The organism is Pseudomonas lurida, from assembly GCF_013522705.1.
GTDB classification, from domain to species: domain Bacteria; phylum Pseudomonadota; class Gammaproteobacteria; order Pseudomonadales; family Pseudomonadaceae; genus Aquipseudomonas; species Aquipseudomonas quebecensis.
Genome location: NZ_JAAMRE010000008.1, coordinates 1 through 13,972 on the forward strand (window position 1 = coordinate 1; position 13,972 = coordinate 13,972).

Annotated in this window: 12 protein-coding genes; all 12 read right to left on the minus strand. The window is 64.7% G+C overall.

Annotated elements, in window-relative coordinates:
- Positions 1 to 380 precede the first annotated feature (380 nt).
- Positions 381 to 800 carry a group I truncated hemoglobin gene (locus G7025_RS09060; protein WP_375139327.1) on the minus strand — a complete coding sequence of 140 codons (420 nt, stop codon included), beginning with the start codon at positions 798 to 800 and terminating at the stop codon, positions 381 to 383.
- Entirely contained in the window at positions 800 to 1,657 is an 858-nt protein-coding gene (locus tag G7025_RS09065) for a DUF3034 family protein (protein ID WP_181078301.1), read from the minus strand. The genes G7025_RS09060 and G7025_RS09065 overlap by 1 nt, the downstream gene beginning before the upstream one ends.
- A 10-nt stretch (positions 1,658 to 1,667) precedes the next feature.
- Positions 1,668 to 4,019, minus strand: a complete 2,352-nt coding sequence (locus tag G7025_RS09070; protein WP_181078303.1) for a putative bifunctional diguanylate cyclase/phosphodiesterase — start codon at positions 4,017 to 4,019, stop codon at positions 1,668 to 1,670.
- A complete protein-coding gene (locus tag G7025_RS09075; RefSeq protein WP_181078305.1) occupies positions 4,003 to 4,680 on the minus strand; it encodes a methylamine utilization protein in 678 nt (225 codons plus the stop codon). The genes G7025_RS09070 and G7025_RS09075 overlap by 17 nt, the downstream gene beginning before the upstream one ends.
- 195 nt (positions 4,681 to 4,875) lie before the next feature.
- Positions 4,876 to 7,212: a putative bifunctional diguanylate cyclase/phosphodiesterase gene (locus G7025_RS09080; RefSeq protein WP_181078307.1), complete on the minus strand. Its 2,337-nt coding sequence runs from the start codon at positions 7,210 to 7,212 to the stop codon at positions 4,876 to 4,878.
- 210 nt (positions 7,213 to 7,422) lie between these two features.
- Positions 7,423 to 8,601 (minus strand): ABC transporter substrate-binding protein, encoded by a 1,179-nt coding sequence (locus tag G7025_RS09085; RefSeq protein ID WP_181078309.1) that lies wholly within the window; start codon positions 8,599 to 8,601, stop codon positions 7,423 to 7,425.
- Positions 8,598 to 9,572, minus strand: coding sequence for a CobW family GTP-binding protein (locus G7025_RS09090; RefSeq protein WP_181078312.1), 975 nt, complete (start codon positions 9,570 to 9,572; stop codon positions 8,598 to 8,600). The genes G7025_RS09085 and G7025_RS09090 overlap by 4 nt, the downstream gene beginning before the upstream one ends.
- A complete protein-coding gene (locus tag G7025_RS09095; protein WP_181078314.1) occupies positions 9,569 to 9,868 on the minus strand; it encodes a hypothetical protein in 300 nt (99 codons plus the stop codon). Before G7025_RS09095 ends, G7025_RS09090 begins: the two co-directional genes overlap by 4 nt.
- A 13-nt stretch (positions 9,869 to 9,881) precedes the next feature.
- The gene (locus G7025_RS09100; RefSeq protein ID WP_181078316.1) at positions 9,882 to 10,631 is read right to left on the minus strand and encodes an SDR family NAD(P)-dependent oxidoreductase; all 750 of its coding nucleotides are present in this window, start codon (positions 10,629 to 10,631) and stop codon (positions 9,882 to 9,884) included.
- Between the two features lie 317 nt (positions 10,632 to 10,948).
- Positions 10,949 to 11,710, minus strand: a complete 762-nt coding sequence (locus G7025_RS09105) for an SDR family NAD(P)-dependent oxidoreductase (protein WP_181078318.1) — start codon at positions 11,708 to 11,710, stop codon at positions 10,949 to 10,951.
- A gap of 10 nt (positions 11,711 to 11,720) precedes the next feature.
- Positions 11,721 to 13,061 (minus strand): MFS transporter, encoded by a 1,341-nt coding sequence (locus G7025_RS09110; RefSeq protein WP_181078320.1) that lies wholly within the window; start codon positions 13,059 to 13,061, stop codon positions 11,721 to 11,723.
- A 23-nt stretch (positions 13,062 to 13,084) separates the two neighbouring features.
- Positions 13,085 to 13,963 carry a polysaccharide deacetylase family protein gene (locus G7025_RS09115; RefSeq protein ID WP_181078322.1) on the minus strand — a complete coding sequence of 293 codons (879 nt, stop codon included), beginning with the start codon at positions 13,961 to 13,963 and terminating at the stop codon, positions 13,085 to 13,087.
- Positions 13,964 to 13,972 lie beyond the last annotated feature (9 nt).

The following is a 13,972-nucleotide window of genomic DNA, read 5'->3' on the forward strand; positions in this document are numbered from 1 at the left end:
ATCAGCGAATTCCATCAGGGACAGAGGCACCGCCTCACTTAAAGTCCGGATGTATGGCTGCAACCTTATCCCGTCTGTGTTTTCACGAATTGAGTGCTTGGCATACTGGGGGCGTCCATGTATGAGCAGACGTGATGTGGTGAGCAGGCTTGCCCTGCGCCGGGCTGCGAAGCAGCCCCTTTCCAGGCGATGTGGTCTTGTCTGGCACACCGTGGTGTCTTGGTTTGGGGCTGCTTCGCAGCCCAGCGCGGGGCAAGCCCGCTCACCACAACAAGCCTGCTCACCACAAGGTTGTGGGTCAGCCTGTGAGGTTTATATAGATGCCGCCGGCCATCCGGGGGCAAGCCCCCTCCCACATTGGAATGGGGTTGGAGCGGGGATCAGTGCTCGATCACTTCGCCGCGCATGGGCGCCAGGCGGGCGAGCAGGCGGTTTTGTGTGGGCACTGAGATCCCTTCGCTGTCCATCGCTTTGATCAGATCCTCCACCAATGCGTTGAAGTCACTGCGGCTGACGTTCTGGCCTTTGTGGCTCTCGGCCATGCTGTCGCCGGTGTAGGTGCATGGGCCACCGGCTTCGACGCAGAACTGTTCGATCAGTTTGTTGCGCAGGCGCTGGATGTCGATACGCCGGAAGCGCTCGACGATGCGGTCGTCGCGGGCGATGTTGAGCAGCATGCCTTCGACGATGCGAGTGATGCCGGGCATGGCGCCGAGGTCTCGGTAGAGGCTGTCGTCCTTGGGCGGTTGCTGGGCGCAGGCGCTGAGCAGCGCCAGCAGCAGCACGGGTAATACACGCATCAGAAACTCCCCTGGACGGACAGATAGGTGCCGTTCTGGTTATCCAACGTGGCGATCTCGCCAAGGCGGGCATAGGCCAGGACAAACGACACCTGCTTGCTGGGGAAGTAAGCCAGAAACACATCCGCCCAGTCGCTTTCACCGGCGAACGACAGGTTGTCGGGTTTCTCGCGGTACTCCACGCCCAATGCCCAGCGTGGGTTGAACAACAGCGCCACCGAGCCCTCCTTGAGCAGGCTGCGACGGTCGCGGCGGTCGCCACCGAAGCCGAGCAGGCCGGTTTCATTGGCGCGGCTGTAGCGCAGGCCGCCGTTGACCAGCACGTTGTAGCCAAAGGCTGCGCCCATGAACAGACGGCTGGCGGCCAGGTAGCCTTCCACGTCGCTGTCACGCTTGGCGCCGACCAGGCGCGGAATATCGAACGTGTTCTGATGCTTGTATTGGAGGCCTAGCGAAACCTGGGGCAAGCGGTCGTAGATCACATCGCCGAACAGCCGCACTTTTATCCCCAGCACATCCTGACCGAGGTGGTCGTCGGGCAGGTTCAGCTTATGCACCAAGGTGCCCAGGTCAAAACGTTGCCGAGCGAAGGAGACTTCCACGCGGTTGTCGTAGGCCAGCGCCAACCCGGCGACATCGAGCCGATAATCCGGCAGATTGACCGTGGTGGCGAACGCCGTCGCGCCCCATTCGTGCTGTTCGCCATAACCGCTGAGCACCGCCCACGGTGTGATGCCGCCGCCCGCAGCGCCTTCCAGGCTGCTGGCGCCGCCGGTGGCGATCAGGCGACCGTTATCGGCCAGGGCGGCGGGCACGTTCAGGGCGGCCACGCAGCCGATCAAAAGAGAAAGACGCACGTCATGCCCCTCAATGTACCCGCGAAGTTTGCGCACTGAGAGGCAAGGCCACCCAGGCTTCGAAAGCGTCGGCGCTCAAGGGCCGACTGATCAGGTAGCCCTGCGCCGTATCGCACTGCCAGCGCTCCAGCAGGCGCAGGCTGTGGGCGTATTCGACGCCTTCGGCGACCACCTTGAGGCCCAGGTTGTGGCTCATCTCGATGGTCGAGCGCACGATCACCGCGTCTTCACTGGTTTCATCCAGGTTGCGCACGAACGACTGGTCGATCTTCAATTCCTGCACCGGCAGGCGCTTGAGGTGGGCCAGTGACGAATAGCCGGTGCCAAAGTCATCCACCGACAGGCTGATGCCACAATCACGCAGCAGGTGCAGCACCTTCAGGGCCTTTTCCGGCTCGCGCATCACCGCACTCTCGGTGATTTCGAACACCAGTTGTTCGGCCGGCAGGCCATAGCGCCGCAGCAGCGTCGAGACGCGGTGGGCCAGCTCATCGCCGAGCAAGTCCTCGGCCGAGATGTTCAGCGACAGTTGCAGGTACAAGCCGCGTCGGTTCCATTCGCACAACTGGCGGATACCCTCCTCGATAACCCACTGGGTCAGCAACTGAACGCTGCCCGAGCGCTCGGCCAAGGGAATGAATTCCGCCGGCGAGACCATACCGAACTGCGGATGCTGCCAGCGCAACAGGGCTTCGGCCTGGCGCACGTGGCCCTGGCGAATATCCAGTTTGGGCTGGTAATGCAGCAGCAGTTGCCCCTGGCCGGGCGCATGGCGCAGGTCGCGGATCAGGGTGATCTGGCGACGATGGGCGAGGTCGCGCCCCGGTTCGTACACCTGCAGGCGACCGGGCATCTGCGCGGCATCCTTCATGGCGATCGCCGCGCGCTCAAGCAGGCTGTGGGCGGTGTCGCCATCGGCCGGATACGCCGCAATGCCCAGGCGGCAGTCGAGTGCCAGGTCGTGGTCGCCGATACGTTGCGGACGCAACAGCAGTTGCTGGAGCTTGTCGGCCAGGCCTACCGCTTCGTCGCGGCCCGCGCCATCGAGCAGCAGTAAAAACTCGTCGGCCATCAGGTGCGCCAGCGTATCGCGCGGACGCAACGCGGCCTGCAGGCGCCGGCTGACGTTGAGCAGCAGCGCGTCGACGGCCTCCGGCCCGGCGGTTTCGCTGGCGGCGCGCAGGTTGTCGATGCCCAGGCAAATCAACGCCATTGGCCGCTGCATGGCAATCGCACTGCCCAGGCGCTCCACGGCCAGCGCGCGGTTGGGCAACCCGGTGAGCCGGTCATGCAGCGCATTGTGGGCCAGTTGCCGCTCGCGCTCGGCGATGCCGCTTTGCATCGCATTGAGCGCCAGGGCCAGGCGACCCAGTTCATCGCTGCGGGTCAGGGTCACCGGGGTCTGGTAGTTGCCCTGCCCGATGCGCTCGGCCGCCTGGGCCAGTGTCTGCACCGGCCGCGATACACCACGCGCCAGCAGCAAGGCGCCGATCAACGACGCCGCCAGCGCGACCAGGGCGATGGCGAGGATCTTTTCATCCAGCGGCACAAAGGCTTGCATCGCCGAATCCAGTGGGCTTTGCAGCAACGCCAGCACCTGACTGTCGGCATTGGTGGCCAATACCAGCGATTGGCTGAGAAAACGGTGTTCGAGGTGCTCGGTGGTGGACACACCCTCATGCCTGGATGGCCCGAGCATCAGGCTGACGATACTGTCGCGCAGTACCTGGGGTTGGGTGCTGACCAGCGTTCCCGGCTGCTGGCGGTCGATGGCCAGGAACGACACCTCCAGGTTGCTCAACGAGCGCAATTCATCGGCGAATGCCGTGTCCATGCTGAAGCCCATCACCACCCGTGCGATCGGCAACGGCGCCAGCACCGGCGCTTCCACCAGCAGGTGCGGGGTGCCCTGCAATGGCACGATCAACAGCGCGGCCTGGCGCTGGCGGCGCATTTCGCGCAACGCCTGGTCATAGCGAAAACTGGAACCCTCGGCGACTTCGTCGACGGTGCTGGCCAGGACTGTGCCGTCCATGCCCAGCAGGATCATGTCGCTGGCATTGATGCGTTTGCCGTGGTTGAGCAGCACCGAGCGCATCGTCGCCGAATCGCCACTGGCCACGGCATCGCGAAAGCCAAAGTCGGCGGCCAGCAATTGCACACCGTCGGCCAGGCGCCGGCCGCGTACATCCAGCAAACGCTCGAACACCCGCGTCCCCACCTCCAACTGTGCCGATGCCTGGCCCTGGACAGCCTGGCGGGTGGCGACCTTGACGCTGAAATACAACGCACCGATCACCACCAGCAGCAGCAGGATCAGGACCGTGGCGACCCGCGCCTGGTAACTACTGCGCAGTTTCACGGGCAGCTCGATTGAAAGCGTCGCCGAAGGCCGTCGGGGCCGGGGGCAGGTCCGCCGACGCGGGCTCAAGTGTGAGCAGCACACGGTGGCTCAGGCCTGCGGCGGGAATATGCAGGGTGCCACCGTCCATCGGCTGCAGATCGGCCAGTTGCGGGTGCCACACCGTGGCGCGGTAATCGCCTGGAGTCAGTTGCTCCAGGCGCACGCGGCCCTGGGCATCACTGACGCCGAAGTGCGGATCGTCGGTCACGTAGATGTAGCCGAGCATCCAGTCATGGATATTGCAGCCCAGCACTACCACACCCGGCTTGTCGAACAGCAGCGGCGCCGTCGGCGTGCCTTCGTACAGGCGCAGCTCGAAGCGCTTGGCGGTCGAAAAGGAATACACCTGGTGGCGAATATTGTCGCTGTTGGGGAACCGCACCTGCGTGCCGGTATGCACCGCCAGCACATGCGGCGCGAAGCGCTGGCCGCGTTGGTCCATCTCGGCGCTGGATACGACGGCCGCCGCGCCGGCCGGGCCTTGCAGCGTCACCACCGCGTCGGCGACCGGGCGCCCGTCGGCCTGCTGCATCAGCACTTCAAGGGTCGCTGCCGAAGCAGGACCGGCCGCCGCCAGCAACAGTATTAGGTGGGATAACAGGTGAATACATCGGGCCATGGGAGATCCGGTAGAAAACGGCCAGCCTTGGCGAAAAAGAACGATCACAGCCATGATGCCGCAATCAAGGCAAAATGCCACCATCGAACCACGGGAGACGCCAAACCGTTGGTCGGTAAAAAACGCTGCAATCGGTCAGGCTCCATCACTGTTATCGACCCTCTGCGAAAAAGCTGAAGCCGGTCAAGGCGATTGCTAGACCGCCGTGCGTTCGCGCCGCATCCACATTTCAAAGGCCATCGCGTTGAGTGGCCGGCTGATCAGGTAACCCTGGGCGGTATCGCAGTTCCATTGCTTGAGCAGCCTCAGGCTGGGTTCGAACTCCACGCCTTCGGCGACCACCTTGAGTCCCAGGCTATGGCTCATCTCGATGGTCGAGCGCACGATCACCCCATCGCCGCCATCGCTGTCGAGGTTGCGCACGAACGACTGGTCGATCTTCAACTCCTGCACCGGCAGGCGCTGCAACTGGGCCAGAGAAGAATAGCCGGTGCCGAAATCATCCACCGACAGGCTGATGCCGCAGCCACGCAATTGCTCGAGTACGCTCAGGGCCTGCCGCGGGTCGTGCATGATCGCGCTCTCGGTGATTTCGAACAGCATCTGGCGGGCCTCCACATCATGCTGCGCGAGCAACGTGGTCACACGGATCGCCAGGTCGTCGTCGGCCAGGTCGTCCACCGAGATGTTCACCGACAGTTGAATCAGCAGGCCTCGCCGCGCCCAGTCGGCGATCTGGCGGATGGCTTCCTCGATCACCCACAAGGTGAGGCTGGACATACTGCCGGTACGCTCGGCCAGGGGGATGAACTCGGCGGGCGAGACCAACCCCAGCCTGGGATGCTGCCAACGCAGCAGCGCTTCGGCCTGGCGGACCTGGCCATGCTTGAGGTCGAGCTTGGGCTGGTAGCACAGGTGCAGCGCGCCTTCGGCGGCGGCGCGGCGCAAGTCGCGGATCAGGGTGATCTGGCGTTGGTGGGCCAGGTCGCGGTCCTGCTGATAGATCTGCAGATGGCCCGGCAGGGTCGCCGCGTCGTGACGGGCGATGGCGGCGCGGCTGATCAGCTCTTCCACCTGCTGACCATCGGTGGGGTACGCCGCGATGCCGATGCTCACTTGATGGCGCAGTTCGTCGCGGCCGATGCGCTGGGGTTCGGTGAGCAGCGCATAGAGACGGTCGGCGCGGGCCACGGCACGGCTGACCTGGGTATTTTCCAGCAACAGTAGAAATTCGCTGCCGGACACACGTGCCGCCGTGTCGCTGGCCAACAGGCTCATGGACAGGCAGCGGCTGGCTTCGCGCAACATCTCTTCGACGCCCTGGGGGCCGAAGCCTTCGTTGATTGCGCGGTAGTTTTCGATGCCCAGGTACAGCAGCACCACCGGCCGCCGCGCACTGATCGCACTGCCCAGGCGTTCCATGGCCAGGGCGCGATTGGGCAGGCCGGTGAGGGGGTCGTGCAGGGCGTTATGGGCCAGTTGCCGTTCACGCATGGCAATCGCGCTTTGCATGGCGTTGAACGCCCGCGCCAGCAGGCCGAACTCATCGTGGCCCCGCACCCGCACCGGCGTGCGGTAGTCACCGGCACCGATCCGCCCGGCAGCTTCCACCAGGGCAGTGAGCGGCCGCGACACGCGCCGCGCCAGGAACAATGCGCCGGCCAGTGACACCACCAGCACCGCCAGGGCAATCCCGAGGAATTGCCGATCCAGCGGCGCGAAGGCTTCCACGGCATGGTCCAGCGGGCTTTGCAGGAGCACCCGCACGTCATCGCCCTCGCCCGTGTTGCCCAGCGACCGCACCTGGCTGAGCACACGCTCGCCGTAGAAGCGATGGATATGCGCCTCGGTGTCCGGGTTAGCGCCACGCAACAGGTTGAGCACTGCGGCCTGATAGGCGTCGGGCTGGGTGCTGAACAATTGACCGGCCTCCCCGTCCCGCACGCTGAGGAACGACACCTCCAGGTTGCTCATGGAGCACAGCTCATTGGCGAACAACGTGTCCATGGGAACGCCCATGACCACACGAGCGATGGGCACGTCGTCGACCACCTCGTCCTGCACCAGCAGGTAGGGGCGCCGATCCATGGTCACAATCAATATTTGCAGGCCGCTGCGCCGTGCGCGACGCAGTGCGTCGGCATAGGGGAAGGCCTGGCCGCGGGTGAACCCAGGCAAGGTGCTGACCCTTACCGTGCCGTCCAGGCCCAGCACCAGCACTTCGCTGGAACGAATGCCGCTGCCGTGGCGCTGCAGCGCCGCCAGGATCGACGCGCTGTCGCCGTCGGCCACTGCACGGACGAAGGGGCCATCGGCGGTGAGCCAGTCAAGGTCGTATTGCAGGCGCCGGCCTCGCAGATCCAGCAGGCGTTCGAACACCTGGCTGCCGGTTTTCAGTTGGGCTCGCGCCTGGTTTTCCACGGCGCGAGTAGTGGCGGCCTGGACCGCCAAGTAGGTAGCCACGACCACCACCAGCAGCAGCAACGCCCACACGCCGGCGATGCGGGTCTGGAACGTATGGCGCCACGTCATCGGCGTGCCCTCTGGCAACGTTCGTATGTATGTGCCACTGCGTCCCTGTGTCATGTGCATTCCCTGCGACAGCTGACCTGGCGTCAAAAAATACCCGTCCCATTCGGGTATTCGTGTTGAGCAGATTAGCTCGCGGCAGGCGCTTGTCCACCCAATAAAACCGGGGGCCTGAGCGTCAGCTTATTGGCGACAGAGGGTTGGCTTTGCGCGTCAGGCCGGCCCTCGCGCGCGCATGAAATCCCCCCAGCGGCGCACCAGGTAATTGTGCTCGTCCATTACCGAGTTCCACACCGCGATATGGCCCATGCGCTGTTCGTAGGAACCGCCGTCGCGCACCTCGCCCCGGTCGATCAGCGGCAGGCCGTCGCTGCCCGGCAGTTCTTCGCGTGCGGGTTTGCCGGCGTACCAGTAATCCCACTCGGCGGCGCTCAGGTGGTCGCGACTACGGGCCGGGTTGCCGATGTAATAGCCCTGGCGCGCCATCACCGCACCGGGCCAGCCCGACAGCCACCAGTTGAGGTAGGCATAGGCGGCGTCCAGCACCGGACCCTGGGCATGGCGTGACAGCGACAAGCCACCGAACCAGGCGCGATAACCTTCACGCGGCACCGCCAGGCGGTATTTAACGCCGGCACGATGCAGGCGCATCAGGGTCGGCGACCACAGGCTCTGGATATCAATGTTCGGGCTGAGCATCAGTTGCGCGGCTTCTTTGTCGTCCGACCAGAACGCTGCGAAGTGCCCTTCCTTCTGCTTGCGCACCAGGATATCGGCGAGCACGTCGATGTCTTCGATGCTCATATTGCCTATGTCCTTGAAGCTGGCGAGCCCGGCGCCCTGCACCGCCAACGCGGCATCCAGCGCGCCGATGGCGGCGTCGCTTTGCAGCGCGGTACGCGCGCGCCATGCCGGGTCCAGCAGCCAGCCCCAGCTTTCATTGCCGTGGCAAAAGCCGTCGGGCAGACGCTCCGGGCGGTAGGCAAAACTGTCGGCATTGTGGGTCAGGGGCAGCATGCTGATGCGTTCGGTCACGGTGCTGCCGAGGCTGCCGTCGTGCTGCACGAACAGGCGCTCGCTGGGCACGCTGCCGCTGCCCAGGCGGTCACCGGGGCTGAGGCGCCCGCGCTTGGGCAGGTCGTTGATCTCGTGCCACAGCGCGATGCGTCGCGTGTCGATGGGCTGGATCGCCCGCGCCGGCCAGACGAAATCGACGTTATGGAACCATTGGTCATAAAGGTCGTAGCTGTCGGGTTGCATCACCGCAATGCGCTGTGCCTGCTCGACATCGTGCACCTGGTAGACCAGGCGGATGCCAAGTTCCTGCTCGGCCCGCACGCGCAAGGTTTCGAGCAAGGTCACGGAGGTGCCGAGGACGCGCAGCGTAATCATCGGGCGAACCGCCGCGAAAACACCTCGAACGATCGGCGTAACCGCGCGGCATCCAGGCCGCGCAGGATAAATACCAAGCGTGATTGGCGGTCGCTGCCCGGCCATGCAGGCAAGTGCACCGGCGCATGCAGGCAATGCTGCACGCCATGAATGACGATGGGGGCGGTACTGGCGTTCACGTTGAGCAGTCCTTTGACCCGGAGGATTCGGTCGCCGTGGCATCTTAGCAGCATCGACAACCACACCCCGAAGCCCACCCAGTCCAGCGGCTGTTCGAAGGTCAGGCAGCACACCTGCGCGGCGCCGTGGGTCGCGGTGGTGGATCGGTGCAATTGCCAGCGCTGCACCTCCAGCGCGGGCTCGGCGCTGCGCACACCTTCGCCCAGCAGCAATTGGTCGCCGCTGAGGATGGCGTGGGTATCGAGGATCGGTGTACCGGCGTTCAGCGCCCGCAAATGCGCGCGCAACCACGTGCAGTCGCCGGCCAGGTCGGTCTTGCTCAGCAGCAGGCGGTCGGCCGCCGCCACCTGAGCCAGCCACTCAGGGTGCAGGCGCTCCTGCAGGGCGGCGTGGCTGGCGTCCACTAACGTGATGACCAGGCCTATATGGAAACGCCCGCGCAGTTGCGCGTCATTGTTCAGTGTGGCCAGGATCGGCGCCGGGTCGGCCAGGCCGGTGGTTTCCAGGATCACGCGCTTGAACGCCGGGATCTCACCGCGCTCGCGGCGCTGCAACAGGGCCAGCAGCGCGTCTTTCAACTCGCCGCGAATCGAACAGCAGATACAGCCGCCGGGCAGCAGCACGGTGTCCGGCGCGACCTCTTCGACCAACAGATGGTCAATGCCCACATCGCCGAATTCGTTGATCAACAACGCCGTTTCGCCCAGGCTTTCACCTTGCAACAGGCGCGTGAGCAAGGTGGTCTTGCCGCTGCCGAGGAAGCCGGTGATGACATTCAAGGCAATGCTCATGAGGTTGACTCCAAGTGATCCAACAGCCTTGGGTCGAGCGGGTCCAACGGGCGGCCGAGCATGCTTTCGGCCGCCTGCCAGAGCTGATCCAGGCCGCTGGCCAGGGCCTGTTTGCCGGTCGCGCCCATCAGCAAATAGGAGGCGCCCTGGAAGTCTTCGACCTTGAGGCGGAACACTGCGAGCACCTGGTTGATCGCGGCGATGCGGCGCAGGCGCTCACGGCGCCTGGGCACGGCATCGCCCAAGGGGTCGCTCCAATGCAGGTCTTCGCCGAGCAGTCCGCAGAGTCCGCACATGGCTATACCCCGCTCATGGCATGACATCGCCGGCATTCGGGCCCAGCGTCTGGCCGACGAACAGATTGCCGCCCGGCTCGCTGGCCAGCAGCACGGCGGTGGGTGCCACTTCATCGGCCAGGCCGAAGCGGCCAAGCGGTAACTCGGCAGCCTTGGCGCGTTTCCAGGCCGCGCTGATCCCGCCTACCAACGGCGTTTCGATCGGGCCGGGGGCGATGGCGTTGACCAGCACGTTGTCCTTGGCGACTTCCAGAGCCAGGGATTTGGTAAAGCCAATCACCCCGGCCTTGGCGGCGGCGTAGTGGCTCAGCTCGGCGCCGCCCTTGATGCCCAATTGCGAGGCCACGTTGATAATCCGCCCCCAGCGCTGCGCCAGCATGTGCGGCAAGGCGCGCTGACTGGCGACGAATACGCTGGTGAGGTCGACGCGCAGCATGTCGTTCCACCTTTCGATGGACAGATCGACGCAACGCGCCTGGGTCAGCATGCCGGCGTTGTTGACCAGAATATCGATGCCGCCGAAGTGCTCGACACACCGGTCGACCCCGGCCTGAGCGCCTTCGACCGTACCGACATCGGCCACGCACTCGACCACCTCGGCCCCCAGGTTGCGGCAGGTGATGGCGGTTTCGGCGAGGCTGGCGGCATTGCGGTCGGCCAACAACAGGCGCGCACCTTCAACCGCATAAGCGCGGGCGATGGCGGCACCAATGCCGCTGCCGGCACCGGTGATCACAGTGCGACGATCAGTGAGTTGAGGCATATCGATTCTCCAGAAACAAACACAATTCCAATGTGAGAGGGGTCTGCCCCCCGATTGCAGCGGTTCAGCCAGGACAGCTGTGTCTGGCACACCCCCATCGGGGGCAAGCCCCCTCCCACAGTTGAAGCCAGTACATCCGCCGGGCCAGTGTCCTTCCAATGTGAGAGGGAGCTTGCCCCCTCCCACCGTTAAAGCGAGTACATCCGTCGTCCAGCGGCATTCCAATGTGGGAGGGGGCTTGCCCCCGATTGCGGCGGTTCAGCCAGGGCAGCTGTGCCTGACCCACCACCATCGGGGGCTTGCCCCCCTCGCACACATCAGTCAGGCCAGCGTACGGTCAGGCCACCGTCGATGACGATGCTCTGGCCGGTCAGGTAGCTGGACGCATCACTGGTCAAGAACTGCACCAGCGACGCCACTTCATCGGCGCGCCCTACCCGGCCCAGCGGAATAGCGCGGGCGGCTTTGGCCAGGCCTTCAGGGCCGAGGGAGTTTTTTGCGTCCAGGGACTGCGGCGTCTCGATCAGCCCCGGGATCACTGCGTTGCACCGAATGCCCAGTGGCGCCAGTTCCACCGCCAGGGAGCGGCACAACCCCGGCACACCAGCCTTGGCGGCGGCGTAGTGACTGTGGTCCTGCCAGCCGTACACGCCGCCGGCAATCGACGAGATTGCCACCAAGGCGCCGCCCTCGCGCATATGCCGGCTGGCGGCGCGGAACGTGCGCATGACGCCGGTCAGGTCGACATTGAGCATCTCGTCCCACAGCGCATCGGTCATCTCCAGCAACGGTGCGCGACGCAGCAGGCCGGCGTTGGCCACCGCATAGTCGAGCCGACCGAAATGCTGCATGGCCTGTGCGGCCAAGGCGTCCACCGAGGCGGTGTCGCCCACGTCCAGCAGCAGCATCAGGCACACGCCGCCGGCCTGTTGCACCAGGCTCACGGTGGTGTGCGGGTCATGGGGATCGGCCGGGAAATACCCGCCCACCACCGTCACGCCGCTGCGCGCATAGGCCACGGCGAGGGCTTGGCCGATGCCGCTGGCGGCACCGGTGATCAAGGCAACTTTACGATTCATCTCACACTCCTTACTGCACGGTTTCCGGGCGGACATGGCGCGCGGCGAACATCAGCGCACCGGACAGGAAGCACGGCACCGCGCCGAACCACAACGCGGCGGTCTGCCAGTCGCTGCCGGCGGACAACACCTGGGTGGCACCAAACCCTGCCACCACCGCACCGATAGGCCCCATGGCATGGATGATCGCGCCGCCGGTGGCGCGGATGCTGGTGGGGAAGCTTTCGCTGATAAAGAACAGCGCCGCCGAGTACGGCCCGATCAGGAAGAACAGGCCCAGGCTATACAAACCGACCACCATGGCCATGTTGCTGGGGCCGAACAGCATGCCGGCGAACGACAGGCCGCCAAGCATCCAGCCCAGGCCGATCACATTGCGGCGGCCGATCTTGTCGCCCATCCAGCCATGGCTGAGGTAGCCGCAGTAACCCACCAGGTTCGACAGCACCAGGATGATCAGCGAGTTCTCGAACGAGATGTGGTGCACGCTGACGATCACCGACGTGCCCAGCACACTGAACACCTGGATCGCCGCCCAGTTGAGCAACAGCGCGGCGCCGATCACCAGGGTGGCGCGGCGTGCCGGACCACGGAACGCGGCTTTGAGCCCGGCCTTGCTGTGTTCGTCGTAGTCCACGCCATAGGTCGCGGCGACGTTCTGCGCTTCGTTCACCGCGCCGCTTTTACGCAGCTCGCTGATGCGCTGATGGATCTGGAACTGCGGGCTCTCCTTGAGCTTGCGCGCCATGATTGCGATGACGATGGCCGGGATCGCCGCGAAGATAAAGCAGCCCTGCCAGCCGATGATCGGCAGCAACAACGCGGTCAACCCCGCCGCAATCAACGCCCCTACCGGCCAGCCGCCCTGCACCAGGCTGTAGATGAAGCCGCGACGTTTGGTCAGTCGCGGGTCTTGCGAGGCGCCGTACAGTTCGGTCAGGTAGGTGGCGTTGACGGTTTCTTCGGCATAGCCCAGACCGCCCAGGGAACGGATCAGAATCAGCGGCGACTTGCCCCATGCCCCGCCGATCGCGGTCAGCGCTGAACACAGCGCCGACCCGGCCACGGTGAAAATAATCCCTTTGCGTCGCCCCAACTTGTCGACGATGGGGCCGATGGCCAGGGCGACCACGGCGGTGCCCACCGCCACCCAGGTCGCGATCTCGGCTTGCTCCACTTCGCCCCAGCCGAAATGCCGGCCGATCTCCGGCAGCAAGGTGCCGAACAGGATGAAGTCATACACCGCAAACACCCAGGCGAAAAACGCGATCCAGGTGGCGAAGCGCACTTCCTGGGACGACAGTTGCCGGGGCTTCCAACCGGTCAGGTCAAGCTTGTTGTAGATGGACATGGGTGGCGCCTCAAGGGATGGGGTCAGGTACGCGGTTGACGACGGATAAAGTCGTCGGCGATTTCATCGAACGTGACAAAACGCACCCCGGCATGGCCCTGGATGTGCTCGATCAGGCGCTCGAGCATCAGCAGCACTTGCGGGCGGCCGGATACGTCGGGGTGGATGGTCATGGTGAACACCGCGTGTTCGTGTTCGCGGTAGACCCAGTCGAACTGGTCGCGCCACATTTCTTCGAGGTGACGCGGGTTGACGAAGCCGTGGCTGTTGGGGGCTTTCTTGATGAACATCATCGGCGGCAGGTCATCCAGGTACCAGTTGGCCGGGATCTCCACCAGGTCGGTTTCTTCGCCGCGCACCAGGGGTTTCATCCAGGTGTCGGGGTGCTGGCTGTAGTCGATCTTGGTCCAGCTGTCGCCCTTGCGCACGTAGTAGGGGTGGAAGTCGTTGTGCATCAGGCTGTGGTCGTACTTGATGCCTTTTTTCAGCAGCAGCTCGTTGGTGACCTTGCTGAATTCCCACCACGGCGCAACGTAGCCGGTGGGGCGTTTGCCGGTGACCTGGGTGATCAGCTCGATGGATTTATCCAGCACGATTTCTTCCTGCTCGGCGGTCATCGCAATCGGATTTTCGTGGCTGTAGCCATGCACACCGATTTCGTGGCCGGCGTCGGCCACCGCCTTCATCTGCTCGGGGAAGGTTTCCATCGAGTGGCCGGGAATAAACCAGGTGGTGCGCAGGCCGTAGCGCTCGAACAACTTGAGCAGGCGCGGCGCGCCGACTTCGCCGGCGAACAGGCCGCGGGAGATGTCGTCCGGCGAGTCTTCGCCGCCGTAGGAACCGAGCCAGCCGGCGACGGCGTCAACGTCGACGCCAAATGCACAGAGGATGTCTTTAGCCATGGTGTGTCT

Excerpts from the sequence above, each read along its gene's own strand:
- G7025_RS09075 (WP_181078305.1), bottom strand. The coding sequence starts at position 4,680 with ATGGCCCGATGTATTCACCTGTTATCCCACCTAATACTGTTGCTGGCG.
- G7025_RS09060 (WP_375139327.1), bottom strand. The coding sequence starts at position 800 with ATGCGTGTATTACCCGTGCTGCTGCTGGCGCTGCTCAGCGCCTGCGCC.
- G7025_RS09095 (WP_181078314.1), bottom strand. The coding sequence starts at position 9,868 with ATGTGCGGACTCTGCGGACTGCTCGGCGAAGACCTGCATTGGAGCGAC.
- G7025_RS09115 (WP_181078322.1), bottom strand. The coding sequence starts at position 13,963 with ATGGCTAAAGACATCCTCTGTGCATTTGGCGTCGACGTTGACGCCGTC.
- G7025_RS09105 (WP_181078318.1), bottom strand. The coding sequence starts at position 11,710 with ATGAATCGTAAAGTTGCCTTGATCACCGGTGCCGCCAGCGGCATCGGC.
- G7025_RS09100 (WP_181078316.1), bottom strand. The coding sequence starts at position 10,631 with ATGCCTCAACTCACTGATCGTCGCACTGTGATCACCGGTGCCGGCAGC.
- G7025_RS09090 (WP_181078312.1), bottom strand. The coding sequence starts at position 9,572 with ATGAGCATTGCCTTGAATGTCATCACCGGCTTCCTCGGCAGCGGCAAG.
- G7025_RS09085 (WP_181078309.1), bottom strand. The coding sequence starts at position 8,601 with ATGATTACGCTGCGCGTCCTCGGCACCTCCGTGACCTTGCTCGAAACC.
- G7025_RS09110 (WP_181078320.1), bottom strand. The coding sequence starts at position 13,061 with ATGTCCATCTACAACAAGCTTGACCTGACCGGTTGGAAGCCCCGGCAA.
- G7025_RS09080 (WP_181078307.1), bottom strand. The coding sequence starts at position 7,212 with ATGACGTGGCGCCATACGTTCCAGACCCGCATCGCCGGCGTGTGGGCG.